Source organism: Pseudoxanthomonas sp. F37, from assembly GCF_022965755.1.
GTDB lineage: Bacteria > Pseudomonadota > Gammaproteobacteria > Xanthomonadales > Xanthomonadaceae > Pseudoxanthomonas_A.
Genome location: NZ_CP095187.1, coordinates 63632 through 90238, shown reverse-complemented (window position 1 = coordinate 90238; position 26607 = coordinate 63632). Strand labels below are relative to the sequence as shown.

Genomic DNA, 26607 nt, shown 5'->3' with positions numbered 1-26607 from the left:
GCTGGCTGAACGTACCGGGGGCGGGGCCTGCGGATGGCGCCGCGGGTGGCAACGGGCATTACCTTTGCCGGAACGGGACTTCCAGCCATTGCCCCCCTTGTTGCTGTAATGCAACATTCGCGTGCTAGCGCCACCGCGCGCCCCGCCACCACCCACCCCGGAAGCCCACCGCCATGTCCCGACTCCGCCCGGCCGTCGTCCGGCCGCATCGCCTTGCCTTTGCCATCACCGCCCTGCTGCCGTTGGGCACCGCCTTCGCCCAGGAAACCTCCTCCACCGAGCCGGCCCCGCAGAGCGCCACCACGCTCGACGCAGTGGAAGTGACCGCGCAGCGCAAGGTCGAGAACATCCAGGACGTGCCGGTGTCCATCAGCACCGTCAGTGGCGAACAGCTCGGCGTGCTGGCCTCCGGCGGCACCGACATCCGCTTCCTCTCCGGCCGCGTGCCCAGCCTCAACATCGAATCCTCGTTCGGCCGCGCCTTCCCGCGCTTCTACATCCGTGGCTACGGCAACACCGACTTCCGCCTCAACACCTCGCAGCCGGTCTCGCTGGTGTACGACGACGTGGTGCAGGAAAACCCGATCCTGAAGGGCTTCCCGCTGTTCGACCTGGAACAGGTCGAAGTGCTGCGCGGCCCGCAGGGTTCGCTGTTCGGCCGCAACAGCCCGGCCGGCGTGGTGAAGTTCGAATCGGCCAAGCCGTCGCAGCAGACCAGCGGCTACGGCAAGGTCGGCTACGGCACCGACGACATGTGGAACCTGGAAGGCGCCGTCGGCGGCGCGCTCAGCCCCAACTGGTCGGCACGCGCCTCGGTGCTGTTCCAGCGCCGCGACGACTCGGTGAAGAACACCTACCCGGGCCCCAGCGACGGCTACGAGGGCTACGACGAATCCGCCGGCCGCGTGCAGTTCCTGTACGAAGGCGAGGGCTTCGACGCGCTGCTCAACGCGCATGCGCGCAAGCTCAATGGCACCGCGCGCCTGTTCCGCGCCAACATCATCCAGCCGGGCACCAACAACCTGGTGCCGGGTTTCGATCGCGATGAGGTCACCCAGGACGGCCTGAACTACTCCGAGCTGGAATCGCAGGGCGCCAGTGCGCGCCTCAGCTGGGACATCGGCGAGTACAAGCTGTACTCGATCACCGGCTACGAGAGTGTCGAGACGATGAACCGCGGCGACATCGACGGCGGCTTCGGCGCCCCGTACGCGCCGGGCGGCCAGTACGGCCCGGGCTTCATCCCGTTCTCGTCCGAAACCGCCGACGGCATTCCCGAGCATGCGCAGTGGACCCAGGAGTTCCGCATCGAATCCGCCTACGCGGGTCCGTGGAACTGGCAGGCGGGCCTGTTCTATTTCGATGAGGACTACAAGGTCGAGAGCTTCAGCTACGACTCGATCTTCACCAACGGCGCGCAAAGCGGTTACGAACGCATCCGCCAGACCAACGATTCGTACGCGATCTTCGGTGCCGCCACGTGGCAGGCGACCGACAAGCTGGAGCTGCGCGGCGGCCTGCGTTACACCGTCGACAAGAAGGAGCTGACGGTCGAAGCCTACAACGGCACCAAGGGCGACCTCGCCGGCCTGCTGGCCGCGCAACAGGCCGCCTACGCCGCGGGCGATGCCGCCGACCCGTTCCTGACCGCGTCGCCGGAAGACAAGAAGCTGAGCTGGGACCTGTCCGCCGTCTACAAGCTCAACGACGACACCAACCTGTTCGCGCGCGTGGCCACCGGCTACCGCGGCAGCAGCATCCAGGCCGCTGGCGACTTCAACAACAAGACCGTCGCCGGACCGGAAACCTCCACCTCGTTCGAAGCCGGCGTCAAGGCCGACTTCTGGGACAAGCGCGCGCGCCTGAGCGCCAACGTCTTCTATTACGAGGTGAAGGACCAGCAGCTGACCGCCGTCGGCGGCGCCAACAATTCCAACATCCTGCTCAACGCCGAAAAGAGCACCGGCCAGGGCTTCGAGCTGGACATGCAGGCGTACGTGCTGGACAACCTGCTGCTGACGCTGGGCAGCAGCTACAACGACACCCAGATCAAGGACCGCGACCTGGCCGTATCGGTCTGCGCGCAGTGCACCGTGACCGATCCGCTGGATGCCACCGGCAAGGCGCTGATCGACGGCAACCAGTTGCCGCAGGCACCGAAGTGGGTGCACAACCTGACCGCGCGCTACAGCGTCGGCCTGGGCGACGGCAGCGAACTGTACGTCTATACCGACTGGGCCTACCGCAGCGAAGTGAACTTCTTCCTGTACGACTCCATCGAGTTCACCGGCAAGTCGTCGCTGGAAGGCGGCCTGCGCATCGGCTACGGCTGGGACTACGGCAACTACGAAGTGGCGCTGTACGGCCGCAACATCACCGACCAGACCCGCGTTGTCGGCGGCATCGACTTCAACAACCTGACCGGCTTCCTCAACGAGCCGCGCACGGTGGGCGTGGAGTTCAACGCGAGGTTCTGATCCGCACGGACCGATCGACGCACGGGCGCCCCAGGGCGCCCGTGTTGTTTGTAGCGCGCGCGGCGCGCACGACCTCATGAGCGAGACAACACCGCGGCCGTGCGCGTGGCACACGCGACGGGCACGGGGCGCCCATCGTGGGAGCGACGCGAGTCGCGAAAGGGCGCCGGACCGCCCTCCGGAAGGAGGACGGGCAGACCGGAACGGGCAGCCTTCTCCTTTTTCTGCCGTCGACAACTCGCCCTGCCACCGCGACTGACGTCGCGCCCACAAGAAGCATCAGGACGTCGGCGGCTCGCGCGGTGGGAAACGCAGCACCACGCCGCGCTGTTCTTCCTGCGAAGGTTCGGGGCGTACCCACAGCAGCGGCACTTCGCGTGGAGGGGGCAGTTCGAGTTCGTCGTCGCTGCGAGCGGCGGCTTCCTCTTCCTCGATCTCCCAGCTGTACTTCTTCTTCGGCAGCTCAGGATCCAGGCGCCGGAACAGGAACGCGGCGACCAGGCCCGCCACCGCGCCGCCCAGGTGCGCCTGCCACGACACGCCGGCCTCGCGCGGCAGCACGGTCAGCACCATGCCGCCGTAGAACAGGAAGGCGATCATGCCGGCGGCGATCGCGGCCCGGTCGCGGCGCAGCAGGCCCAGCATGAAGATCATGAACATCAGGCCGTGGGTCAGGCCGCTGGCGCCCAGCGTGTGCGTGCCCGGTTCGGCCAGCAGCCACGGCCCCAGGCCCGCGCCCAGCCACACCAGCGGGATCGCCCACAGCGTGGCCCGCGGATAGACCGCGCCGGCCAGCGTGCCGAGGATCAGCAGCGCGGAGGCATTGGCGGCGATGTGCTCCAGCGAGCCGTGCAGTAGCGGTGCGGTGAGGATGCCGGGCAGGCCGTCCGCCGCCAGCGGCGCGATGGTGAACGGCCGCACGTCGAAGCTGCCTTGCGCCGAATACACGATGACCAGCAGCAGCACGAAGGCCAGACTGAGGTTGAGGGCGCGGAACAGGCGACGGCGGTCGTAGCGCTGCTGGGTCTCCGGGTCGAATGCCGGATCGTCGGGATGCAGGTCCATGGTCCAGTTCTGGCGACGGGGCTGGCGAATGCAAGGGCGCCCGCCCTGGACAGACCATCCCGCGCACGGGATGGTCTGCCGGGATCGCCGTCAGGCTGCCGTGTGGGTCTTCTGCGGCCGCGCCAGGCTCAGCGCCACGGTCACGGCCAGGATCATGGCCACCGTGCCCAGCGACCACAGTACCGGGATCTTGTACACGTCCACCAGCAGCATCTTGCTGCCGATGAAGGCCAGCACCACGGCCAGCCCGTAGGGCAGCAGGTGGAAGCGGTCGGCCATGCCCGCCAGCAGGAAGAACATCGCGCGCAGGCCCAGCACCGCGAACACATTCGAGGTCAGCACGATGAACGGGTCCGAGGTGATGGCGAAGATGGCCGGGATGCTGTCCACGGCGAAGATGACGTCGGTCACCGCGATCATCACCAGCACCACGAACAGGGGCGTATAGCGGCGGCGCTTGCCGCGGCCCAGCCACAACGCGGCACCGTGGTAGCGGTTGATCAGCGGCAGGTGGCCGGTGATCCAGCGCAGCACCGGATTCTTGTCCAGGTCCGGCTCCTTGCCCGCGGCGAACCACATCTTGATGCCGGTCAGCAGCAGGAACGCACCGAACAGGTACAGCAGCCAGTGGAACTTGGCCAGCAGCGCGGCGCCCACGAAGATCAGGATGGCGCGCAGGACGATGGCACCCAGGATGCCGATGACCAGCACGCGCTGGCGCTGCTCCTCGGGCACGGCGAAGTAGGTGAACAGCATCAGGAACACGAAGATGTTGTCCACCGCCAGCGCCTTCTCGACCAGGTAGCCGGTCAGGAACTCCAGGCCCACGCGGTTGGCTTCGGCCGCACCCGCGGTCTGGCCGACGTACCACCACAGGGCGCCGTTGAAGATCATCGCCAGGGCGATCCAGCCCAGGCTCCACCAGGCCGCTTCCTTGAACGTCACCTTGTGCGCGCCGCCGTGGCGCATCAGCACCAGGTCGACCAGCAGCGCGATCACCACCAGGCCGCCGAAGCCGGCCCATAACCAGGGGTTGCCAATCGTTTCCATCGAGTTTCCCGAAAAAAGGTGGAGGACGGCCGCGGGCGCGGACAGCTCGGAAACCGGGAAAACGAGAGTCCGGGGGTGCCTTCGCCATCGCGGCGAAGGTCTCGCTCACAGCCTGGTGGGCTGCCGTGGGACCGGAGCATGGCTGCTCGAAATGACGGCCGGCACGTTGGGAGCTACTCCCCTTCTGCCGCGGATTGTCCGGACGACGCCCGGGCAGGTCAACCGGGCAGGTAAAATGCCGTTCATGAACACGCCCAACGCGACCGTACGCCTGAAGAACGCCTGGCGTTCCAGCCACCCGTGGATCTTCCAGAAGCTGGTCGAGAAGCCCGCCGCCAAGCCCAAGTCCGGCACCCTGGTCGAGGTGGTCGGCGTGGACGGGGAGTGGATCGGGCGCGGCTTCTACAACGGCCATTCGCGCATCGCCGTGCGCATCCTGGAGACCCACCCCGATATCCCGGTGGATGCCGGCTGGTTCTCGCGCAAGATCGCCGAGGCGGTTTCCCTGCGCCGGGACGTGCTGAAGCTGGACGCCGTGAGCGATGCCTGGCGCGTGGTGCACAGCGAGGGCGACGGGCTGTCCGGCCTGGTGGTGGACCGCTACGGCGACCTGATCGTGGTGGAGTTCTTCGCCGCCGGCATGTTCCGCCACCGCGAATGGATCTACGAGGCGCTGCGCGAGCAGTTCCCCGGCTGCCGCTTCCACAGCTTCGCCGACGAACACGTGCAGAAGCAGGAGAGCTTCGACTTCCACGGCAACACCACCACCGAGGCGGCCGTCATCACCGAGTACGGGGTGAAGTTCCGCGCCGATCCCGCCGGCGCGCACAAGACCGGCTTCTTCGCCGACCAGCGCGAGAACCGCGAATGGCTCAGCCGCCAGGTGGAAGGCAAGACCGTGCTGGACCTGTGCTGCAACACCGGCGGTTTCGCCGTGTACGCAGCGGCACGCGGCGCCAGTGAGGTCGTCGGCGTGGACATCGACCAGGACGTCATCCAGATCGCCAAGGGCAACGCCCGGCTCAACAACGTGCGGCCCAAGTTCGTGCAGGCCGACATCTTCCCGTACCTGCGGGATGCGGCCAACCGCGGCGAGCGGTACGACGTGGTGATCCTGGACCCGGCCAAGATGACGCGCGACCGCGAGCAGGTGATCGCCGCGCTGAAGAAGTACCTGGACATGAACAAGCTGGCGCTGGGCGTGGTGAAGCCCGGTGGCCTGTTCGCCACGTTCTCCTGCACCGGCCTGGTCAGCGAGGAGCAGTTCCTGGACATGCTGCGCCGCGCCGCGTATTTCTCGGGCCGCACCCTCCAGATCCTCAAGGTCGCCGGTGCCGGCCCCGATCACCCCTTCATGGCGCACGTGCAGGAATCGCGCTACCTGAAGGCGGTGTTCTGCCGGGTGGTCGACTGAGAGAGGTTATGGCAGATCCCTCCGCATCTGATCTTCTAGAAAGCTTGAATCTGCTCGATGAAAACGAGCGGATAGAAGCTAAACGTGGTTCGGAGCTGGGGAAGTCCATCCTCGAAACAATCTGCGCGTTTGCTAATGAGCCAGGTCTGGGTGGTGGGTGGATTGTACTGGGATTGGTGCGTGAGGAGCTTGCTCTGTTTCCTTCTTACGAAGTAGAGGGATTAGACCAGCCAGATAAGCTGTCTTCTGATATTGCAAGTCAGTGCAGTGCTACGTTCAACATTCCGCTGCGGGTCGATATCACAGCAGAAGTTATAGACGGTAAAGCAGTACTAGTGGTGTTTGTTCCAGAGGCAGCTCCACAGCAGAAGCCGGTGTTTTTCAAGGCAAAGGGACTACCTGCGGGAGCCTTTCGCCGCATAGGAAGCACCGATCAGCGCTGCACCGAAGATGATATGGCTGTGTTCTATCAAGGAAGACAGCAGGAGACTTTTGACGCCGTATCCGTTCCGGACTCGGCGCTGGATGATCTCGCGATCGAGGCGATCTTGGACTATCGGAAGTCTCGTGCTGAAGCCAACCCTGACGCCGAAGAGCTTCGTTGGTCCGATGAAGAGCTGCTGTTGGCCCTTGGTGCCATCCGCAGAGACTCTGATAAGCAGTTGAAGCCAACAGTAGCCGGATTGATTTTGTTCGGAAAACCCCAGGCGCTTCGCCGCTGCTTCCCTATGACTCGGGTTGACTACATTCGGGTGCCCGGTCGTGACTGGATCCCCGACCCTGATCGTCGTTTTGACACTATAGATCTACGTGATTCGATCTTTCGCTTGCTGCGTCGAGCGCAAGCAGCTGTTCTGGATGATCTTCCGAAGAGTTTTGGCTTGGACGAGGGGGAGCTGCAACGTCAGGACAAGCCCGTGATTCCTCAGCGCGTTATTCGCGAGGCCTTGGTGAATGCTCTGATGCATCGTAGCTACCGAGCAAATAGCCCGGTTCAGATCATTCGTTATGCCAATCGGCTAGAAATCCGCAACCCAGGATTTTCGCTGAAGTCTCCGGAGCACCTAGGAGAGCCAGGGTCTCAGCCCCGCAATCCGAAAATTGCGGCAGTCCTGCATGAGACTCGCTTTGCCGAGACGAAAGGTAGTGGTATTCGAGTAATGCGCGACATCATGGAGCAGGCAGGACTGGCGCCACCGTTGTTTGAGTCTGATCGTAATGGCGATCAGTTCGTTGCCAGATTCTTCTTCCATCACTTTCTTGGCGAAGACGACATCGCTTGGTTGGCGCGCTTCCGTGAGGTGCACCTGTCGCCGGAAGAGGCTCGGGCCTTGATCGTGGTGCGCGAAGCAGGGGCCATAGACAACTCAACCTACCGGAACCTGAACAAGGTAGACACGCTGGCGGCGAGTCAGGCTCTGCGCCGGTTGAGAGAGGCGGGTCTGCTAACCCAAAAAGGACGGGGATCGGCCACCTACTACGTCCCAGGCGAGAGGCTTGGCCTTGAGGCAGCCCCCACGGTGCATGATGACCTGCAAGCCTTATCTAGTAAGCCCTCAGGCCTATCAAGTGAGTCTGAAGGCTTGTCTAGTAACCTCGGCGCCTTATCTAGTGACCCCCAAAGCTTAACAAGTAACCCCCTGAGCCATGGGCAACGGTTTGATGATGAAGGTCGACGGGCCCTGTTGAACGGCATTCCCGGAGAGCTGGCAGCCAAAGTCGGAGCACTTGGTCAAAGACACCCGCCAGAGGACGTGAGGCGCATCGTAGTGGAGCTCTGTCAGCTGAGAGCTTGGCGCGCCGAAGAACTAGCTACCTTGCTTCGTCGTAATGCCGAAACAGTGCGTCAAAACTACCTCAGGCCGCTGATGCGTGATGCAAGAATCGTAATGACCAATCCTCAGGAGCCGAATGATCCGCAACAGGCCTATAGAGCCTGCGAGACGGATGAAATTGATATCCCGAGCGAGTAAAAAAGGCGGGCCGAAGCCCGCCTTTCAACTGCCAGTCGAACGCTCAGCCCTCCGGCGACAGCTCGATGCAATCGAACTTCACGTCCGGATCCACGTCGGCGTCGTAGTCCACGTCGTCGCGCTCGAAGCCGAACAGCTTCAGGAACTCGTGCTTGTAGTTGGCGTAGTCGGTCAGCTGGAACAGGTTCTCGCTGGTCACCTGCGGCCACAGCGCCTTGGCCTGCGTCTGCACTTCGGGCTTCAGTTCCCAGTCGTCCAGGCGCAGGCGGTTCTCGTCATCGGTCGCGGCCGGGGCGCCGTCGGTGCGGTACATGCGGTCGCGGAACAGGCGGTCCAACTGCTCGATGGTGCCTTCGTGCAGGCCCAGTTCCTTCATCACCTTGAAGACGATGCTGATGTACAGCGGCATGACCGGGATGGCCGAACTGGCCTGTGTCACCACCGATTTCAGCACGGCCACATTCGCGGTGCCGCCGGTCTTCTGCAGGCGCGCGTCCAGGCGCTGCGCGGTCTGGTCCAGGTCCACCTTGGCGCGTCCCAGCGCGCCATGCCAGTAGATCGGCCAGGTGATGTCGGTGCCGATGTAGCTGAAGGCGACCGTGCGCGCGCCGTCGGCCAGCACGCCGGCCTTGTCCAGTGCATCGATCCACAGCTCCCAGTCCTGGCCGCCCATCACGGTGACGGTGTCGGCGATCTCCTGCTCGGTGGCCGGCTCGATGGTGGCCTGGACGATGGCGTCCTTGTTGGTGTCGATGGCGGTGGAGGTGTACGGGGCGCCGATCGGCTTCAGCGCCGAACGCTTCAGTTCGCCGGTGCCCGGCAGCTTGCGCACCGGCGAGGCCAGCGAGTAGACCACCAGGTCCACCTTGCCGCCCATTTCGTTCCTGATCAGCTCGATCACCTTGGCGCGCGCTTCGTCGGAGAACGCATCGCCGTTGATCGAGCGGCTGTACAGGCCTTCGGCCTTGGCGAACTTGTCGAAGGCGGCCGAGTTGTACCAGCCTGCGGTGCCGGCCTTCTTGTCGTTGCCGGGCTTCTCGAAGAACACGCCCAGCGTGTCCGCGCCGAAACCGAACGCCGCGCTGATGCGCGCCGCCAGGCCGTAGCCGCTGGATGCGCCGATCACCAGCACCTTCTTCGGCCCGTCGTTGCGCACGCCCTGCGCGCGGGTCGCGGCGATCTGGTCACGCACGTTGAGCTCGCAGCCGAGCGGATGGGTGGTGGTGCAGATGAAGCCGCGGACTTTGGGATGGATGATCAACGTCGTAACCCGGGGGATGGTGTGCCTGCGCGGCATCTTAGTGCCGCGGGCGCCGGGAATGAAGCGTTGGCCCTGCACACGCCTGCGTATGGCGTCGTCATCCCGCGCGGTTGCGGGCAAAGAAAAAGCGGGACGGAGCCCGCTTTTCCTTCATGCGTGCCGTGGTGCGATCACGCATCGCCGCCCTTCGCCAGCACGCTGCGCCGCCGGCTGTAGGCCAGATACACCACGAAGCCGACGGCGTTCCACGCCAGGAACCACAGCTGCGTCCTCTGCGGCAGGCTCCAGAACAGGTACAGGCAGCCGAGGATGGCGACCGGACCGACGACCCACGCCAGCGGCGTGCGGAACACGCGCGGGCGCTCCGGTTCGCGGCTGCGCAGCACCAGCAGGCATACCCCGACCGCGACGAAGGCGGCCAGCGTGCCCGCATTGGCGAGTGCGGCGATCTCGTCCAGCCGCGCCACGCCCGCCAGCGCGGCCACCAGGACGGCGGTGAACACGGTGATGGCGACCGGCGTGCCGGTGCGCGCGTTGACCTTCGACAGGCCGCGCGGCAGCAGGCCGTCGCGTGACATCACGAAGAAGATGCGGCTTTGTCCGTAGAAGAACGCCAGCAGCACGGTGGGCAGGGCGATGATGGCGACGACGCCGATCACCAGCGCGGCGGTGCCATGGTCAAGCTCGCGCATGATCAGCGCCAGCGGTTCGGCGCTCTTGCCGAACACCGTGTAGCTCATCGCGCCCACCGCGGCCAGCGCCACCAGCAGGTAGATCAGCGTGCAGCCGATCATCGAGCCGATGATGCCGATCGACAGGTCGCGGCCGGGGTTCTTGGTCTCCTCCGCCGCGGTGGAGATGGCGTCGAAGCCGTAGAAGGCGAAGAAGATGATTGCCGCGGCCGCCATGACGCCGCGCTCCACGCCGGCCGCATCCAGCGACTTCGGGAAGCCGAACGGCATGAACGGCTGCAGGTTGTCCGGATTGAATGCCGGCAGCGCGACCGCGATGAACACCGCCAGTGCGATCAGCTTGAACACCACCAGGATCGCGTTGAGCGTGGCGCTCTCGCGCGTGCCGGCCATCAGCAGGCCGGCGACCGCGAAGGTGATGAGGATGGCCGGCAGGTTGATGACGCCGCCCGCGTGCGGGCCTGCGGCAAGCGCGGCGGGCAGGGTGACGTTCCAGCCGAAGTTCTGCTGCACCCATTGCAGGAACCCGACGAAATAGCCGGACCAGCCCACGGCCACGGTGCTGACCACCAGCGAATACTCCAGGATCAGGCTCCAGCCGACGATCCAGGCGATGGATTCGCCCAGCACGCCGTAGCTGTAGGTGTAGGCGCTGCCGGCGGCGGGCATCATCGTCGACAGTTCGGCATAGGCCAGCGCCGCGCAGGCGCAGACCACGCCGGCGATGACGAAGGACAGCAGCACGGCGGGACCGGCCTTGTCCGCACCCACGCCGATCAGCGTGTAGATGCCCGTGCCCACGATGGCGCCGATGCCCAGCGCGACCAGGTGCGGCCAGCTCAGCGTGGGCACCAGCCGGCGCCCCTCTTCGTGCTGGGTGATCCGGTCGATGGATTTGCGCCGTAGCCAGGTCATGGGAACTCCTCGAATGCGTCAATGGGGCGGCATGCCGGCAACGGGCCGGCAGGGAAAGGTGAGGGGGCATGACCCGCGGGCGCATCCCCGCCCCGGGGCCGCCAGCAGCCTATGCGCGCACGGCCCGGCTGGCAATCGGCGGCGCATCACGCCGCGCGCGGCGCGGGCCGGTTCAGAGATACGACGGGCGCGCCGGATCGAACATCAGCGGGTAGCGGTGCACGTCCAGCAGGTCGAGGAACACGTCCAGGCCCTCGTCCGAACGCACCAGGTCGTATTCGGCGTCGGATATCAGATGCACCGCCAGCGGCTCCACGCCCTGGCCGTGCAGGTGAAGGTTGTCGAACAGGTGGCGGTCGGTCGCCACCACGGGCGGCAGCAGCAGGAAGGTGGAGAACGGCGAGCCCGCCAGCGGAGGTTCCGGCAGCGGCACGGCGTGGCCGTAGCCCAGCCAGCTGCCTTCGGCGAACGGTAGCTTGGCCAACCAGCGCAGCCGTTCGATGAAGGCCGGATGCGGCGCGCGCACGTACCACAGCAGTTCCCGCGCGGCGGACTCGTCGCCGTCGTACCCCTCGGGCATCGTCATCAGCCGGTCGCTCATGCCGCTGGTGACCAGCACGCAGCCCTCGTCCCGGCCCGGGGAGCCATCGGCGGCGAAATCGCGGGCGTACACGTGCACGTCCACCCGGTGGCGCCGGTCGCCGTCGCGGTCGATGCGCTCGGGTTCGCCCAATGCCGCGAGCAGGGCGGCGTCGCGCGCTGCCGCCAGCGCAGGCGCGGGATCGGGCGCGGCGCCCATCAGTGTGCGGAGACGTTGCAGCATGCCGGCCTTCCCCAAGCGGTCAGTGCGCCGCGACTGTGCGTCGCCGCCCCCCGGGGGTCAAGCCGCGCATCCGCGTCCCGTGACGTGGCGCGCGCTTCCGCTGCGAGGGGGTTCGCGCTGTGCCCGCCTCAGGCGCTGAGACGCCAGCGGCTACACTGTCGGCATGGATTCCCAGACCCTGCTCGTCCTCCTGTCGATTCTCGTCGCCATCGCCGTCGTGCTGCTGGCGGTGCTGGTGCTGCGCCGCCCCGAAGCCCGGATCGGCGACCTGCTGGAGCGCGCCCTGCGCGACGAGCAGCGCGAGGGGCGCAGCGAGCTGCGCGAGCAGCTGGAAGGCCTGTCGCGCGCGCAGGAAGTCCGCATCGACGGCTTCGCGCGCAGCCTGGCCGACCTGAGCACCCGCACCGACCAGCGCCTGGACGTGCTGCGCGATACCCTCAGCGAAGACGCGCGCAAGGGCCGGCTGGACGCGTCCGAATCGCAGCAGCGCTTCGCCGATGCGCTGGGCCAGCGGCTCAATGAACTCACCCAGCGCAACGAACAGCGCATCGGCGAGATGCGCGCCACGCTGGAAGGCCGCCTGAAGGAACTGCAGGCCGACAATGCGCAGAAGCTGGAGCAGATGCGGGCGACGGTGGACGAGAAGCTGCAGGCCACCCTGACCCAGCGCCTGGATGCGTCGTTCTCGCTGGTGTCCGAGCGGCTGGAGGCCGTCCAACGGGGCCTGGGCGAAATGCAGCAGCTCGCCACCGGCGTCGGCGACCTCAAGCGCGTGTTGACCAACGTCAAGGACCGTGGCGGCTGGGGCGAAGTGCAGCTGGAGAACCTGCTGGAACAGGTGCTGACGGCCGAGCAGTTCGCGAGTAGCGTGAAGGTGCGTCCGGACAGCAACGAGGCCGTGGATTTCGCCATCCGCCTGCCCGGCCGCCAGGACGGCGAGGTGCCCGTGTGGCTGCCGATCGATGCCAAGTTCCCGCGCGAGGACTACGAACGCCTGATCGACGCGCAGGAGCGCGGCGACGCCGATGCGATGCGCATCGCCGCCACGCAGCTGGAGCGTGCGATCAAGGTGCAGGCGAAGTCGATCAACGAGAAGTACGTGGTGCCGCCGCACACCACCGACTTCGCGGTGCTGTTCCTCGCCACCGAGGGGCTGTACGCGGAAGCCATCCGCCGCCCCGGCCTGGTCGATACGCTGCAACGCGACCATCGCATCGTGATCGCCGGCCCGACGACGCTGGCCGCGCTGCTCAACAGCCTGCAGATGGGCTTCCGCACGCTGGCCATCGAGAAGCGGTCCAGCGAGGTGCGCGTGCTGCTGGGCGCGGTGAAGACCGAGTTCGGCAAGTTCGCCACCGTGCTGGAGAAGGCGCACAGCCAGCTGGATACCGTGCAGAACAGCATCAAGCAGGCCGGCGTGCGCACGCGCGCCATCGAGCGCCAGCTGCGCGGGGTGGAAGCGTTGCCTGGCGAAGAGAGCCAGAAGCTGCTGGGTGGCGACGAGGCGGAGTGAGGATGCAGGCTGGGCACACTCTCTCCGCTGCGCGGGGAGAGGGACCTTGAAAAGAAAACGGCGCCGAAAGGCGCCGTTTCCGCTCAAGGCATCGCGATCGCGCCTCAACCGCCGCCGTTGATCTCCGGCATGGGCATGGCGTCCACCGGCACGGTCGGATTGTTTTCCTCCTGCAGGTATTCCGGCAGTTCGTCTTCGCTCGGCTGCTGCGGGGCCCGGTGGCTCTCGATCTGGTAGTTGCGGCGCTGCAGCCAGGAATCGCGGACCAGCGCGTAGTCGTCCACCGCGCCCTCGCGCAGGCTGTCCAGCGACAGCAGCTGGGCGCGCGTATCCACCAGGTTCAGGCCCTGCAGGAAGATGCGGGTCTTGTCGTCTTCGATCTGCCGCACCGGACTGAGCGGCATGTCGCCGGCCATCCCCAGCACATCGCGGACCGTGCGCGGGCCGAAGAACGGCAGCTCCACGTAGCGCGAGCGCCTCCAGCCCCAGGTACCCAGGGTCTGGCCGAAATCCTCGCTGCGGCGCTTCATCTTCAGGTCGCTGGCCGGGTCGAACAGGCCGCCGATGCCCAGCGTCGAGTTCAGCACGAAGCGCCCGAAGGTCTGCGTGGCATCGCGCGGACGGCCCTGCAGCAGCTGGTTCACCATGGTCAGCGGCTGGCGCAGGTTGTCGAAGAAGTTGCCCACCCCCAGCCGCACCGGCCGCGGTACCGCCGCGACGTAGGCGCGCGCGAGCGGGCGGGCGACGGTGCGGTCGACCGCGTTGTTGAAGCGGTGCACCCGGCGGTTGAACTTCTCCCACGGGTCGTAGGCCACCGGCGACTGCGCCGGCGCGGGCAGGGTGGGATCGGCCACCGGGTCGTAGGTGGCGCCCTGGCCGTAGATGGCGGCGAAATCGTCCTCGCTTTCCGAGGCCACGGCGGTCTGCGCCGGCGCCGGCGCGTCGATGCTGGCCGGGTCGATCGGCGGCTCGGGCGGCAACGCAGCCGCCGCTGTCGCGGTACTGTCGATCACCACCGCATCGGCCGGCGCCGCCGTCGAGGGTGGGGGTGCCGACGCACAGGCGGTTGCCAGAGCGGCCAGCAGGACGACGGTGCTGAGGCGGAACAGATTCATCCTGATTCCTGGTGACTGCGGGGGAGGGGTTACGCCGGGAAATCCAGTTCCGGCGTCAGGCGGTACGCGGCCTGCAGGTCGGCCAGGCCGGTGGGCTGGCCCTCGACGCGGGGCAACGCGCCGGCGGCGCGCGCGCGGGCGGCCAGTTCCGCCAACAGTGCCAGCCCGGCACTGTCGACGGTAGTGACGTTGGTCAGGACGAAGCGTTGCACGCCGGCCAACTGCGCCGAGGCCAGCGGCCAGAGCGAGGCGGCCGCCGCGCGATCCAGCGCGCCGGCGAACACCAGCGCGTCGCCGTCGCGCCTGACGCCGGCATCACTTGCCGTTGGCACTGCCGTTGACCTGCAGCTTGCCGGACTTCAGGTCCGCCGCCACCTGGGCGATGGACTTCTGCCGCAGCGGGGTGTCGAACTGGGTTTTGAAGGTCTGCACGAACGAGACGCCCTCGGGCAGCACGTCGAACACTTTCCACTGCCCGCCGACGTTGCGCGCGTAGAACGTGATCGGCGTGACCGTCTGGTCGGGCTGCAGGAACTCGGTTTCCACCTTCACGCCGCGGCCGCCGGGCAACGGCGACTCGGATTTCACCCGCACCTTCAGGCGGGCGTTGAAGTCGGCCAGGCGTGCGCCGTAGGCGGACAGCAGGCGTTCGGTCAGGGCCTGGCCGAAGAGCTTCACGTCGGCATCGGAGGCGCCGCGGCCATGCACGCCCAGCACCAGGCGGGCGGCGTAGTCGCCGTCGAACAGCGTATTGAACTCGGTGGTGACGTATTGGCGCAGCGCGGCCGGGTTCGACTTGAACTCGGCGCGGCGCTGGTCGAGCGTGGCCAGGATGCGCGTGCTGCTGCTCAGCACCAGCTGGCTGGCGCTGTTCTGCCTGGCCGCGGCGGCGACGGCCTGCGCCGACACGGCCTGCGGCGCGGAGGCCAGCAGGGCCGCCGACAGGGCGGCGGCGAGGAAGGAATGCTTCATCAGGGTCTTCATGGCGTGGGTTCTTCCGTAACGGGGGGCGCGGTCTCGCCGCTGGCCGGGGCATCCCCGGAGCCTGCACCGGCATTGTTGGCGCCGCCGCTGAACATGTACTTGCCGGCCAGCTGCAGCAGATCCACCGCCGGCTGGGTGAAGGCGATCTCATCGCCCGGTTTCAGCACCTCCGGGTCACCGCCCGGCGACAGGCCCACGTAGTTCTCGCCCAGCAGGCCGCTGGTGAAGATGCCGGCGGCGGTATCGGCGGGCAGATCCTTGTATTGGCTGTCGATGGACAGGGTGACCAGCGAGTCGAACTTGACCGGGTCCAGGCGGATGTCGGCCACCTGGCCGATCACCACGCCGCCGATCTTCACCGGCGCCTGCTTGCGCAGCTGGCCCAGGTTGGAGAAGCGCGCGGTCAGCTCGTAGCTGCCGCCGCCCACGCCGAAACGCTTGTTGGTGGAAGCCAGCGCCAGCACCAGCAGCGAGGCCAGGGCCAGCAGCAGGAAGGCGCCGACGGCGAATTCGAGGCGGGGTCCACGGATGGACATGGGTCAGCTCCTGAACAGCAATGCAGACATGACGAAATTGAACATCAGCACCAGCAGCGAGGCGTTCACCACCGCACGGGTGGTGGCCACGGAGGTGCCCTCGATGGTCGGCTCGGCGTGGAAACCCACGTAGGCCGCGACCAGCGCGGCGGTGCCGCCGAACACGGCCGACTTCAGCAGCGCCACGCCGAAGTCGTCCCAGAAATCCACGCTGTTCTGCAACGCGGACCAGAACGTGCCGTTGTCCAGGCCAAGCACGTGCACGGCCTCGAAATAGCTGGCGCTGATCGCCAGCGAGCAGAAAAAGCCGGTCAGCAGCGGTACGGTCAGCACGGCCGCCCAGAAGCGCGGGGCGACGGCCTTGGCCACCGGGTCGATGGCCATCAGTTCCAGCGCCTTGATCTGGTCGGTGGCGCGCATCAGGCCCAGTTCGGCGGCGATGGAGCTGCCCGCGCGGCCGATGAACAGCAGCGCGGTCAGCACCGGGCCCAGTTCGCGGTACAGCGACAGGCCCAGCAGGGTGGACAGCGCGTCGCTGGCACCGAACGTGGTGAGCGTGCGGTAACCCTGCAGCGTCAGCACCAGGCCCACGAACGCCCCGCCCACGGCGATGATCGGCAGCGAACGGCCGCCGATCTTGTAGATCTCCCGGGTCAGCTCGGCCAGGAAGTCGCGGGTCGGCGTGGATGCGCGGAACACCGACAGCGAGAACAGGCCGGCGCGGCCCAGCGAGCGGATGGCGGTGGCCACGGGCATCAGCTTTTCCTCCGCTGGGCGGCGGAAAAGCCGGGAATGGGGAATCGGGAATCGGGATTGGCAGGGGCGAAAGCAAACGCCCAGCGCATGGCAAGCGCGCGGACCACTGGCCCGCCGCAAGCCGCTCCGGCGATTCCCCATTCCCGATTCACCATTCCCGTCGCGCTCATGCCGCCTCCCCGCGCTTGACGGTATCGAACGCGATCGGGCCATCCGGCTCGCCGCGCAGGAACTGCTTCACCAGCGGGTCCGTCGTGGCGTCGAGTTCGGCGGGCGTGCCCGAGAACACCAGGCCGCCATTGGCGATCACCACCGCCTGGTCGGCGATCGGCAGCGTCTCGTGCACGTGGTGGCTGACGATGATGCTGGTCAGGCCCAGCGTGTCGTTCAGGCGCTGGATCAGGCTCATGATCACGCCCGAAGCGATGGGGTCCAGGCCGGTCAGCGGCTCGTCGTAGAGCATCAGCGGCGGGTCCAGGGCCAGCGCGCGGGCCAGTGCCACCCGGCGCGCCATGCCGCCAGACAGCTCACGCGGGTAGGCGTCGGCGGCGGCGCGCAGGCCGACCGCGTTCAACTTCAGGTCCACCAGCCGGCGGATGAGCGCCTCGGGCAGCCTGGTATGCGTGCGCAGCGGCAGCGCCACGTTCTCCGCCGTGGTCAGGTCGGTCAGCAGGCCGTTGCCCTGCAGCAGCACGCCGATGCCCTTGCGCATCTCCAGCAGCGCGCGGCTGCCGTGCGGCACGGGCTGGCCGAACACCTCCACCGTACCCGCGGCGGGCGGCAGCTCACCGGTCAGCGCGGCCAGCAGCGTCGATTTGCCGCTGCCGGACGGACCGAGGACGGCCGCGATGCTGCCGCGCGGCACCGTCAGGCCGATGTCGCGCAGGATGGTGCGGCCGCCGCGGTCAAGGCGGAGGCCGGACAGGTGCACGGCGGGAGCGTCGGCAGGCGTCATGGGCGTCGTCGGCGAGCGGGTCCGCGGACCGGGTCCACGGGTTAACAGAAAAACAACGGTGTAGCTTCGCGGCCAGCGGCTGAACATAACCGTACCGCGCAGTTTGATTATTGTGACATCCGGCTGGCGCCCTCGCGCACGGTCGTGCGGGATGCTGTGGCCCAAACCGTGCGGTCTCCGGCGCTGCGACCGCCATCCGGCACAATGACGGCGCCGATGACCACCGACGCCACGCCCGACTTCCGCCTCTACCACTCCAATGCGCTGGAGGTGCTGGCCGGCCTGCTGGCGCGGGAACTGGGCAGGCCCGTACCAGGCGCGCCGCTGCTGGCGCCGGACACCGTGCTGATCCCGCAGGTGGCGATGCGGCGCTGGCTGCAGGCCACGCTGGCCGAGCGCCACGGCGTGGCCGCGAACCTCGCCTTCGTCACGCCCGGCGAATTCGTCGCCCACGCACTGAAGGCGAACGGGTCAGGCGACGGCGACGATCTGGGCGCCGACTCGCTGCGCTGGCGGCTGTACGCGGCGCTGACCGACCCGTCCCTGCTGGCCCGCCCGGCGCTGGCGCAGATCGCCGCCTATCTGGCCGGCGGCGACCCGCTCAAGCCGTGGTCGTTGGCCGGCGAACTGGCGGACGTGTTCGAGAAGTACCAGGCCTGGCGCCGCGACTGGCTGCTGCGCTGGGAAGGCGGTGCCGATCCGGAGGATCCGCAGGCGATCCTCTGGCGCCATGTCGCCCAGGGCCGCGACCATCGCGCGCGCCGCATCCAGCAGTACCTGGACCGCTTCGAGGCGGCCGGCCGGCCGCTGCCCCAGGGCCTGCCGCCGCGCCTGTTCGCCTTCGCCACGCTCAACGTCTCGCCCGACGTGCTGCGCGTGCTGGCCACCCAGGCGCGAGTGGGCACGCTGCACTTCTACGTGCCCTCGCCGGTGAAGGATTACTGGGGCGACCTGCAGCGCCTGCGCGCCGGCGCCACCGACGCGCAGGCCTCCGACAATCCCCTGCTGCAGGCCTGGGGGGCGGCTGGCCGCGACTTCATGGCGGTGATCGGCGGATACGAACTGATGCACCCCACGCTCGATGTGAGCGGCCATGCCGATCCCGGCGAAGGCGGCGGCTCCCTGCGGGGCAGCCTGCTGCGGCGCCTGCAGTCGGACCTGTTCCATCGCCGCGCGGAACCGGTGGACCTGCTGCCCGCCCCGCGCAGCGACGACCCCAGCCTGCAAGTGCACGCCTGCCACACCCGCCTGCGCGAACTGCAGGTGCTGCACGACCAGCTGCGCGCGCTGCTGGAGGATCCTCGCTTCGACCCGCCGCTGCAGCCGCGCGAGATCGCCGTGCTCGCGCCGGACATCGACCCGTACGTCCCTTATCTGGAAGCCGTGTTCGGCGTGCCCGGCGACGGCGACCGCCTGCCATATGCGCTCGCCGACACCAGCCCGCTGGCCGGCGAACCGCTGGCGGAGGTATTCCTGCGCCTGCTGGGCCTGCCGGTGTCGCGGTTCGGGTTGAACGAGATCCTCGACCTGCTGGCCAGCGCGCCGCTCGCCGACGCCGCCGGCCTGGACACGCCCGCGTTCGAACGTCTGCACGCCTGGCTGCAGGCCGCCGGTGCGCGCTGGGGACTGGACGCGAAGCACCGCCTCGCCCACGGTGCGCCGGCGGATGACGCCTACACCTGGCAGTTCGCGCTCGACCGCCTGTTGCTGGGTCACGCCAGCGGCAGCGAGGGCGACATCGCCGGCGTCGCCGCCTGGCCGGAACTGGAGGGCAGCGCGCTCGACGCGCTCGATGTGCTGGTGCGCCTGCTGCGTGTGCTGGCGCACCAGCAGAGCGCGTTGGGCGAGGCCGGCACCCCTGCGCAGTGGCGAGAACGCCTGCTCGGGCTGCTCGCGGCGCTGCTGCCGCAGGAACCCGCGCTGCCGGCGCGGCAACGCGCCCTGGTCCGCCTGCGCACGCTGGTGGACGAGTTCGCGCGCCATGCCGCCACCGCCGGCTACGACGGCGCGGTGCCTGCGGACGTGGTGCGCGCGCATTTCGCCGCCGTGCTGGCCGAAGCCGACACCCGCGCGCCGCTGCTGACCGGCGGCATCAGCTTCGGCCGCATGGTGCCGATGCGCCTGCTGCCGTTCCGCGTCATCTGCGTGCTGGGCATGAACGATGGCGATTACCCGCGACGCGATCCCGCCGCCGGCCTGAGCAGGCTCACCGCCGAACTGGGGACCGAACGCCGCCGACCCGGCGACCGTTCGCTGCGCGAGGACGACCGCTTCCTGTTCCTGCAGTTGTTCGCCGCCGCGCAGGACGTCTTCTACCTGAGTTACCTGGGCGCCGATCCGCGCGACGGCAGCGCGCGCGAGCCGTCGGTACTGGTCAGCGAACTGATCGACGCCGCGGCGCGCCAGCACGCGGCGCCGGCGACCGCGGCCAAAACGCTGCCCGTGCAGCATCCGCTGCAGCCGTTCGCGCCGGCGGCGTTCGGCGGCGACGGCGAACCGCGGCGCTTCAGCTACCGCGGGCAGTGGCATCCCGCGGCGGGCCGGGTGGCCGCGCGTCGCGCGCCGCTGCCGCCCTGGTTCAGCGGCGAGGCGATGCCGCCCGAGGACGACGCATCGCCGGTGCCGATCGACGTTTTGCGCCGCTTCCTGCTGGCGCCGGCCGAACAGTTCCTGCGCCAGCGCCTGGGCCTGCGGCTGGACGGCATCGAGGACGCCGGCGAGGACATCGAGCCGCTGCGCATGCCGGACCGCGGGCTGGCGCGCAGCGAAGTGCAGGCGGCGGTGTTCGAGGCGCTCCTGCGCGGCGATGACGCGGCGGCCACGCATGCCAGCCTGCGCGCGCGCGGCCTGCTGCCGTCCGGTCCGCTGGGCCGGCGCACGCTGGCGGTGCTGCACGACGAGGTGATGCCGTACGCGCGCGCCTTCGCCGACTGGCGAGGCGACAGCGTGCCCGAACGCCTCCGTGTGGAGATCGTGCTGGACGGCCTGGCGCTGCACGGCACGCTGGACGGCCTGTACCCGCATGGCATCGCCCGCGTTCGCCTCGGCGCGCCCGGCGGCAACGCCGCGATCCGCGACGGCCTGGACTGGCTGCTCGCCAGTGCCGCCGGCGTGGGCATGCCGCTGGTGCAGTTCCACGACGCCGGCGACGCGGGCGTCGGCCCGCACGCGCGCGCGCCGCTGGAGGCGGGACAGGCGCGCCAGGTGTTGCGCCGCCTGCTGGCGCTGCGCCGTGACGGCCTGCGCGAACCGCTGCCGTTCGCGCCGTACAGCGGTTGGGAACTCTTCCGCGCCGCGCCGGACCTGGAGAAGGGCCTGAAGGCCGCCGCCGCCAAGTGGTACGGCAGCGAACGCAGCTGGGCCGAGGGCGAGGGCGAAGCGCTGCGCCTGGCGTTGCGCGGACGCGACCCGTTCGCGGACCCGGCCATGCGGCTGCGCTTCGTCGACCTGGCGATGGCGATCTACCTGGCCGTCACCGAGGGCGTGCTGCATGCGGACACCGATGCCGATGCGCTGCATGCGCTGGCCGGCGCCTTCGAGGCGGAGGACGGCGCATGAGCGGCGCGCGCGATCCCTACCTGGACCTGCCGCTGGAGGGCGTGCAGGCCATCGAGGCCTCCGCCGGCACCGGCAAGACCTTCACCCTGGCCACGCTGGTCGTGCGCCTGTTGGTCGAACGCGGCCTGCGCATCGATCAGATCCTGGCCGTGACGTTCACCGAAGCCGCCACCCAGGAGCTGCGCGCGCGCATCCGCGCCCGCCTGCTGCTGGCGGCGTCGCTGCCCGCCGTGGCGGCCGCCGAGGAGACGCCGGAGGCGGCCTCCACGCGCGCCATCCTCGAGGCGCATGCCGCCCGCAGCGGCGAACCGCGCGACGCGCTGCGGCGGCGCCTGCGCGAGGCGGCCGACGGCATCGACCTGGCGTCGGTGTTCACCATCCACGGGTTCTGCGCACGCGTGCTGCGCGAGCATGCGCTGGAAACCGGCCACGGCTTCGATGCGCCGGAACTGCTGGCCAACGACCTGCCGCTGCGGCAGGAGATCGCCGCCGACCTGTGGCGCGCGCATGGCGCGTCCGACGAGGCCGCCGACGACCTGCTCGCGCTGTGGAAGGGCGGCCCCGATGCGCTGGCCGCCGACCTGGCGCCGCTGCTGCGCGAGGACGTGCTGCGTCCGTCGCCGGTCGAGCCGCCACCGGCCGATCCGGCGCCCGCGCTGCGTGCCGCCGGCGACGCGCTGGCCGCCGCGTTCCGCGCGCACGGCGCCGACTTCCGTGCGGCGCTGGTGAGTGCGGTGGAGGCCAAGGTGCTGAACGGCCAGAGCTACAAGGTTGCCTGGCTGGAGGCGTTGTTCGACGCGTTGGGCCGCTGGTGCGGGAGCGGCCAGGTGCACCTGCCCTTCGACGACGAACGCTTGGCCAGGCTCACCCGGGATGCGCTGGCCGGCAAGACCAACAAGGCGCATGCCGGTCGCACCCCGGATTCGCCGCTGTGCGACGCTGTTCCGCCCTACCTCGACGCGCTCGCCGCGATGGAGGCTTACCGCCAGGCCCGCCGAGTGGCCCTGCTGCACCGCCTGCGCGACGACGCGCGCGCGCGCATGGCGCTGCGCAAGCGGCAGCTGCGCGTGCAGACCTACGACGACCTGATCGACGGCGTGGCCGATGCGCTCGCCTCGGCGCACGCCGGGCACCTGGTGCAGCGCCTGCGCGCGCAGTACCGGGTGGCGCTGGTGGACGAGTTCCAGGACACCGATCCCCGCCAGTGGCGCATCTTCGAGCGCGCGTTCGGTCCTGCCAGCGGCGAGCCGGCGCTGTTCGTCATCGGCGATCCCAAGCAGGCCATCTACGGTTTCCGCGGCGGCGACGTCGAGACCTACCTCGCTGCCAAGGACGGCGCCGCCGCCGCACCGCCGCTGTCGCACAACTTCCGTTCGCGCCCGTCGGTACTGCGTGCGGTCGAGGCGCTGTATGCGCAGGCCGGCGATGCTGCGTTCGTCGATCCGCGCATCGCCTTCCATGCCGTGCGCTCCGGCGGCACGCGCGAGGATGGCGACCATCTGCGCGGTGGCGCGCCTGCGCCCGCACTGACGCTGTGGCAGGCGCCGGCACCGCCGCCGGACGGCACCGGCAAGACGAAGCCGTGGAGCGCAGGCGCCTCGCGCGATCTCGCAACCGCCGCCTGCGTGGCGGCCATCCACCGCGTGCTGACCGAGGCGCGCGCGGGCAGCGCGACGCTCGAGGGCGCGCCGGTGCAGCCCGGCGACATCGCCGTGCTGGTCCGCACCCACCGCGACGCCACCCGCATCCGCCAGGCGCTGGCCGCCGTCGGGATTCCCGCGGTGGCCGCCGGCAGGCTCAGCCTGTTCGCCACCCCGGAAGCGCGCGAACTGCATGCGCTGCTGCGCATGCTGCAGAGCGCCGACGACGGCCTGCTGCGCACCGCGCTGTCCACGGTCCTGCTGGGCGTGGATGCGGGCGGCATCGCCGCGCTGGAAGCCGACGGCGATGCGATGCGCCGCTGGCATCTGCGTGCGCAGGACTGGCGCGAACGCCTGCAGCACGGCGGCCCGCTGGCCCTGGTCAGCGACCTGTGCGCCGAGCACGCACCGCGCCTGCTCGGCCTGCTCGATGGCGAGCGCCGCCTGACCAATTACCTGCAGCTGGCCGAATCGCTGCAGGAAGCCGATGCGCGCGCGCTGGGCCTGCCCGGGCTGGTGGACGCGCTGGCGTCCGCCATCGCCAACGCCGGCCCGGGCGCGGACGACGACGCGCAACTGTTGCGCCTGGAGTCCGATGCCCGCCGCGTGCAGGTGGTCACGCTGCACAAGAGCAAGGGCCTGGAATACCCGCTGGTGTTCCTGCCTTACGCCGGCATCGGCGGCAGGGCGCCCGATCCCGGTCAGCGCGCCGTCGTCACCGGCGCCGAGGGCCGCGTGCTGCAGTGGCGGCTGCAGGCGGAGACGTCCGGCTGGGACGCAGCGCGGATGCAGTGGATCGACGCCCAGCGCGCCGAGGACGCACGCCTGCTCTACGTCGGCCTGACCCGCGCACGGCACGCGCTGTGGCTGGCCACGGGCCCGTTCTACCAGCACGCGCAGTCGCCGCTGACGCCGATGGTGCGCGATCTCGCCGCCCTCACCGGACGTGACCCGGGCATCGTCGTCGACGGCGCGCCCACGCCGGCCTCCGTGCCCTGGCTGCCGCCGGCCTCCGAAGGTCCGGTGCCGCCCGCCCGCATCGCGACCCGCCGCATCGCACCGGACTGGTGGGTCTACAGCTTCACCCAGTTGGCGCGCGCCGAGGGCGGTGGCGATCCCGCGGCCGCGTCCACCCAGGCCGATCCCGGTGGCGGCGACGAAACGCCCGCGCCGGAACTCGATGAAACACCACGCGACGCCACCGTCCCCGCAGCGGCCGATCCGCGCTTCGCCGGCAGCCGCTTCGGCGTGGTGATGCACGCCGCGCTGGAGAACGCGGACTTCGCCGCATGGCGCGCCTGGCAGCCGCGCGATCCGGCGCCCGCCGGCCAGGCCGAGGTCATCGTGCAGGCGCTGCGCGAAGGCGGCTACGCCGAAGCCGACATCGACGACGGCCTTGCGGTGCTGGTGCCGCTGGTGGGACAGACGCTGTGCACGACGCTGCCCGAAGGCGTGCGCCTGGCCGACGTGCCGGCGGCGTTGCGTCGTGCGGAGATCGAGTTCCACTTCGCCATGCGGCCCACCGGCGTGCCGGCGCTGCTCGCGCTGCTGCATCGTCATGGCCTGCTGCGCCATCGCAGCGGGTTCGGCACGCGTGCGCGGCTGGAGGGCCTGATGACCGGCCTGATCGACCTCACCTATGGGCATGACGGCCGCTGGTACGTGCTCGACTACAAGTCGAACCAGCTGCCCGCCTACGACACGGCGGCGATGCAGCAGGCGATGGCGCGCAGCGAATACGACCTGCAGGCGCTGATCTACACGCTGGCGCTGCACCGCTGGCTGCGCTTCCGGCTGGGCGATGCCTACGACTATGCACGCGACTTCGGCGGCATCCGCTACCTGTTCTGCCGCGGACTGGACCTCGCCCAGCCGCGCTCGCCCGGGGTGCATGCGCAACGCTTCGCGCCGGAACTGGTGCAGGCGCTCGATGCGCTGTTCGCCGGCCATGCGACGGAGGCCGCTGCATGAGCCTGCTCGACGCGCTGTACAAGGGCGGTCACCTGCGCACGCTCGACCACGCGCTGGCGCAGAGTCTGCGCCGGCTGGATCGCGATACGCCCGATGCCGTGCTCGCCGCGGCCGCACTGGCCTCGCTGGCGGTGGCCAAGGGCCATGCCGGCGTGCGTCCCGACGCGGCGGGCGCACTGGTCGAGGCCGAGATCGCCTGGCCCGATCCCGCGGCGTGGACACGACAACTGGCGGCCTCGCGCTGGGTCGACACGCCGGACGATGCCTGCGCTGTCGCCGACCCGCACGCTCCGCTGGTACTGGAGGGCGGCCTGCTCTATCTGCGTCGCTACCGCGAGTACGAACGCGCACTGGCGCTGGGCCTGCAGCGCATCGCCGCGCAGCCGGTGCCGGAAGCAGGCATTGAACCGCTCGCGGCACTGTTCGCCCGCCTGTTCCCGCAGGCCGCACACGACGACCGCCAGGCGCGCGCCGCCGCGCTCGCGCTGCGCCATGCGTTGCTGCTGGTCACCGGCGGCCCGGGTACCGGCAAGACCACCACCACCGCACGCCTGCTGGTGCTGCTGCTCGCGCAGGCGCTGCACGCAGGCCGCGCGCCACCACGCATCGCCCTGGCCGCGCCCACGGGCCGTGCCGCCGAACGCATGGCCGAGAGCGTGCGCCAGGCGGTGCAGGCGTTGGCCGCCTCGGGCGTGGACGCGGATCTGCTCGCCGCCCTGCCCACCAGCGGCACCACCCTGCATCGCCTGCTGGGCACGATTCCGGATACGCCGCGCTTTCGCCACGACCGCGACAATCCGCTGCCGTTCGATGTCGTGGTCGTCGACGAGGCATCGATGATCGACCTGCCGCTGATGGCCAGGCTGGTCGACGCGGTGGCCAGCGGTACGCGGCTGGTGCTGCTGGGCGATCCGGACCAGTTGCCGTCGGTGGAAGCCGGCGACGTGCTGGCCGCCATCCTCGCTGCGGCGGGCGCAGGCGATGCCATCGCATGTGCGGATGCGGACGCCCTGCGGCCCCTGCTCGGCGACACGCAGGCGTGCATCAAGGCTCAGGACGACAGGGAAACGGAGTTCCCCGGCATCCGCGTCCACCTGCAAAGGGGCTGGCGGCAGAGCGAAGCGCTGGATCTCGCGCCGCTGGCCGCCGCCGTGCGCGAAGGCGACGCCGACGCCGCGCTGTCGCAGTTGCGCGCGGGCACGTTGTCCAACGTGCGTTTCGACGAAGGGCTGGCCGATCCGCTGGAGGCGCAGCGCGACGTCCTGCTGGCCCACTTCCGCGCGCTCGGCCAGGCCGCCACGCCCACCGATGCGCTAGCGCAGGCCACGCGCCTGCGCCTGCTGACGGCGGTACGCGAAGGCCCGCAAGGCGCGCGCACGCTCAATGCACGCATCGAACGGTTGCTCGCCGAAGGCGGTGGATCGGTACGCGCCCCGCAAGGCCATTTCCACGGCCAGTTGCTGATCGTCACCGAGAACAGCTACCGGCACCGCCTGTTCAACGGCGACATCGGCCTCTGCCTGCGCGATGCGGCGGGTACGCTGGTGGCATGGTTTCCCGGCGACGATGCGGCCCACCCGCGCGCGTTCCATCCGGCGGCCCTGCCCGCGCACGAATCCGCCTTCGCGATGACCGTGCACAAGGCGCAGGGCTCGGAGTTCGACACGGTGTGGCTGCTGCTGCCCGCACGCGGCAACCGCGTGCTGTCGCGCGAGCTGGTCTACACCGGCATCACCCGCGCACGTCGTGCATTGCACGTGGCCGCCAGCGAGGCCGTGATCCGCGAAGCGCTGGCGCGCCACGCGGGCCGGTGGTCGGGGCTCGGGTGGCGGCTGGGCGCACGCTGAACACGCGCCCACGCTGCACGCAGCGACGCCCCGGTGCCCCAGGTTGTTTGCGATAAGCCCCC

18 protein-coding genes are annotated in these 26607 nt (G+C 69.3%); 7 read left to right on the top strand and 11 right to left on the bottom strand.

Annotated elements, in window-relative coordinates:
* The first annotated feature begins 173 nt into the window (after window positions 1-173).
* A complete protein-coding gene (locus MUU77_RS00430; protein WP_245090235.1) occupies window positions 174-2477 on the top strand; it encodes a TonB-dependent receptor in 2304 nt (767 codons plus the stop codon).
* Window positions 2478-2756: 279 nt separating this feature from the next.
* On the opposite strand, the gene MUU77_RS00425 is transcribed toward MUU77_RS00430, so the two are convergent.
* Both MUU77_RS00425 and MUU77_RS00420 read right to left on the bottom strand, forming a co-directional pair.
* Window positions 2757-3542 (bottom strand): rhomboid family intramembrane serine protease, encoded by a 786-nt coding sequence (locus MUU77_RS00425; RefSeq protein WP_245090232.1) that lies wholly within the window; start codon window positions 3540-3542, stop codon window positions 2757-2759.
* Window positions 3543-3632: 90 nt separating this feature from the next.
* Window positions 3633-4592, bottom strand: a complete 960-nt coding sequence (locus MUU77_RS00420) for a TerC family protein (protein ID WP_245090229.1) — start codon at window positions 4590-4592, stop codon at window positions 3633-3635.
* Window positions 4593-4836: 244 nt separating this feature from the next.
* Here MUU77_RS00420 and MUU77_RS00415 point away from each other — a divergent pair, with 244 nt between their 5' ends.
* Both MUU77_RS00415 and MUU77_RS00410 read left to right on the top strand, forming a co-directional pair.
* Window positions 4837-6006 (top strand): class I SAM-dependent rRNA methyltransferase, encoded by a 1170-nt coding sequence (locus MUU77_RS00415; protein ID WP_245090226.1) that lies wholly within the window; start codon window positions 4837-4839, stop codon window positions 6004-6006.
* An 8-nt stretch (window positions 6007-6014) separates the two neighbouring features.
* On the top strand, window positions 6015-7979 hold the full coding sequence (locus MUU77_RS00410; protein WP_245090224.1) for an ATP-binding protein: 1965 nt from the start codon (window positions 6015-6017) through the stop codon (window positions 7977-7979).
* A gap of 43 nt (window positions 7980-8022) precedes the next feature.
* On the opposite strand, the gene fabV is transcribed toward MUU77_RS00410, so the two are convergent.
* The 3 genes from fabV to MUU77_RS00395 form a co-directional block, all read right to left on the bottom strand.
* Complete coding sequence (gene fabV, locus MUU77_RS00405) at window positions 8023-9240, bottom strand: enoyl-ACP reductase FabV (protein ID WP_245090221.1); 1218 nt, start codon at window positions 9238-9240, stop codon at window positions 8023-8025.
* Window positions 9241-9410: 170 nt separating this feature from the next.
* Window positions 9411-10847 carry an amino acid permease gene (locus MUU77_RS00400; protein WP_245090218.1) on the bottom strand — a complete coding sequence of 479 codons (1437 nt, stop codon included), beginning with the start codon at window positions 10845-10847 and terminating at the stop codon, window positions 9411-9413.
* A gap of 172 nt (window positions 10848-11019) precedes the next feature.
* Window positions 11020-11670 carry a suppressor of fused domain protein gene (locus MUU77_RS00395; RefSeq protein WP_245090215.1) on the bottom strand — a complete coding sequence of 217 codons (651 nt, stop codon included), beginning with the start codon at window positions 11668-11670 and terminating at the stop codon, window positions 11020-11022.
* A gap of 163 nt (window positions 11671-11833) precedes the next feature.
* Here MUU77_RS00395 and rmuC point away from each other — a divergent pair, with 163 nt between their 5' ends.
* Window positions 11834-13183, top strand: a complete 1350-nt coding sequence (gene rmuC / locus MUU77_RS00390) for a DNA recombination protein RmuC (RefSeq protein WP_245090213.1) — start codon at window positions 11834-11836, stop codon at window positions 13181-13183.
* A 104-nt stretch (window positions 13184-13287) separates the two neighbouring features.
* Here the strand turns inward: rmuC and MUU77_RS00385 are convergent, their stop codons facing one another.
* From MUU77_RS00385 to MUU77_RS00360, 6 genes are all read right to left on the bottom strand, one after another.
* Entirely contained in the window at window positions 13288-14298 is a 1011-nt protein-coding gene (locus tag MUU77_RS00385; RefSeq protein WP_245090210.1) for an MlaA family lipoprotein, read from the bottom strand.
* 29 nt (window positions 14299-14327) lie between these two features.
* Window positions 14328-14630, bottom strand: a complete 303-nt coding sequence (locus tag MUU77_RS00380; protein WP_245090208.1) for an STAS domain-containing protein — start codon at window positions 14628-14630, stop codon at window positions 14328-14330.
* Window positions 14614-15270: an ABC transporter substrate-binding protein gene (locus tag MUU77_RS00375; RefSeq protein ID WP_245094081.1), complete on the bottom strand. Its 657-nt coding sequence runs from the start codon at window positions 15268-15270 to the stop codon at window positions 14614-14616. The genes MUU77_RS00380 and MUU77_RS00375 overlap by 17 nt, the downstream gene beginning before the upstream one ends.
* 8 nt (window positions 15271-15278) lie before the next feature.
* Window positions 15279-15818, bottom strand: coding sequence for an outer membrane lipid asymmetry maintenance protein MlaD (gene mlaD / locus MUU77_RS00370; RefSeq protein ID WP_245090206.1), 540 nt, complete (start codon window positions 15816-15818; stop codon window positions 15279-15281).
* A gap of 3 nt (window positions 15819-15821) precedes the next feature.
* Entirely contained in the window at window positions 15822-16574 is a 753-nt protein-coding gene (locus MUU77_RS00365; RefSeq protein WP_245090204.1) for an MlaE family lipid ABC transporter permease subunit, read from the bottom strand.
* A 166-nt stretch (window positions 16575-16740) separates the two neighbouring features.
* A complete protein-coding gene (locus MUU77_RS00360; protein ID WP_245090202.1) occupies window positions 16741-17529 on the bottom strand; it encodes an ATP-binding cassette domain-containing protein in 789 nt (262 codons plus the stop codon).
* A 216-nt stretch (window positions 17530-17745) separates the two neighbouring features.
* On the opposite strand from MUU77_RS00360, the gene recC reads away from it, so the two are divergent.
* Genes recC through recD form a run of 3 tightly spaced genes read left to right on the top strand, consistent with a single transcriptional unit; the run spans window position 17746 to window position 26545 of the window.
* On the top strand, window positions 17746-21087 hold the full coding sequence (gene recC / locus MUU77_RS00355; RefSeq protein ID WP_245090200.1) for an exodeoxyribonuclease V subunit gamma: 3342 nt from the start codon (window positions 17746-17748) through the stop codon (window positions 21085-21087).
* Complete coding sequence (locus MUU77_RS00350) at window positions 21084-24698, top strand: exodeoxyribonuclease V subunit beta (RefSeq protein WP_245090197.1); 3615 nt, start codon at window positions 21084-21086, stop codon at window positions 24696-24698. Before recC ends, MUU77_RS00350 begins: the two co-directional genes overlap by 4 nt.
* Window positions 24695-26545: an exodeoxyribonuclease V subunit alpha gene (gene recD, locus MUU77_RS00345; RefSeq protein WP_245090194.1), complete on the top strand. Its 1851-nt coding sequence runs from the start codon at window positions 24695-24697 to the stop codon at window positions 26543-26545. The genes MUU77_RS00350 and recD overlap by 4 nt, the downstream gene beginning before the upstream one ends.
* Window positions 26546-26607 lie beyond the last annotated feature (62 nt).

What these genes read in the sequence shown, in the direction of transcription:
- MUU77_RS00430 (WP_245090235.1), top strand. Translation starts at nt 174, where the DNA reads ATGTCCCGACTCCGCCCGGCCGTCGTCCGGCCGCATCGCCTTGCCTTT.
- MUU77_RS00425 (WP_245090232.1), bottom strand. Translation starts at nt 3,542, where the DNA reads ATGGACCTGCATCCCGACGATCCGGCATTCGACCCGGAGACCCAGCAG.
- MUU77_RS00420 (WP_245090229.1), bottom strand. Translation starts at nt 4,592, where the DNA reads ATGGAAACGATTGGCAACCCCTGGTTATGGGCCGGCTTCGGCGGCCTG.
- MUU77_RS00415 (WP_245090226.1), top strand. Translation starts at nt 4,837, where the DNA reads ATGAACACGCCCAACGCGACCGTACGCCTGAAGAACGCCTGGCGTTCC.
- MUU77_RS00410 (WP_245090224.1), top strand. Translation starts at nt 6,015, where the DNA reads ATGGCAGATCCCTCCGCATCTGATCTTCTAGAAAGCTTGAATCTGCTC.
- MUU77_RS00400 (WP_245090218.1), bottom strand. Translation starts at nt 10,847, where the DNA reads ATGACCTGGCTACGGCGCAAATCCATCGACCGGATCACCCAGCACGAA.
- MUU77_RS00395 (WP_245090215.1), bottom strand. Translation starts at nt 11,670, where the DNA reads ATGCTGCAACGTCTCCGCACACTGATGGGCGCCGCGCCCGATCCCGCG.
- rmuC (WP_245090213.1), top strand. Translation starts at nt 11,834, where the DNA reads ATGGATTCCCAGACCCTGCTCGTCCTCCTGTCGATTCTCGTCGCCATC.
- MUU77_RS00385 (WP_245090210.1), bottom strand. Translation starts at nt 14,298, where the DNA reads ATGAATCTGTTCCGCCTCAGCACCGTCGTCCTGCTGGCCGCTCTGGCA.
- MUU77_RS00375 (WP_245094081.1), bottom strand. Translation starts at nt 15,270, where the DNA reads ATGAAGCATTCCTTCCTCGCCGCCGCCCTGTCGGCGGCCCTGCTGGCC.
- mlaD (WP_245090206.1), bottom strand. Translation starts at nt 15,818, where the DNA reads ATGTCCATCCGTGGACCCCGCCTCGAATTCGCCGTCGGCGCCTTCCTG.
- MUU77_RS00365 (WP_245090204.1), bottom strand. Translation starts at nt 16,574, where the DNA reads ATGCCCGTGGCCACCGCCATCCGCTCGCTGGGCCGCGCCGGCCTGTTC.
- MUU77_RS00360 (WP_245090202.1), bottom strand. Translation starts at nt 17,529, where the DNA reads ATGACGCCTGCCGACGCTCCCGCCGTGCACCTGTCCGGCCTCCGCCTT.
- recC (WP_245090200.1), top strand. Translation starts at nt 17,746, where the DNA reads ATGACCACCGACGCCACGCCCGACTTCCGCCTCTACCACTCCAATGCG.
- MUU77_RS00350 (WP_245090197.1), top strand. Translation starts at nt 21,084, where the DNA reads ATGAGCGGCGCGCGCGATCCCTACCTGGACCTGCCGCTGGAGGGCGTG.
- recD (WP_245090194.1), top strand. Translation starts at nt 24,695, where the DNA reads ATGAGCCTGCTCGACGCGCTGTACAAGGGCGGTCACCTGCGCACGCTC.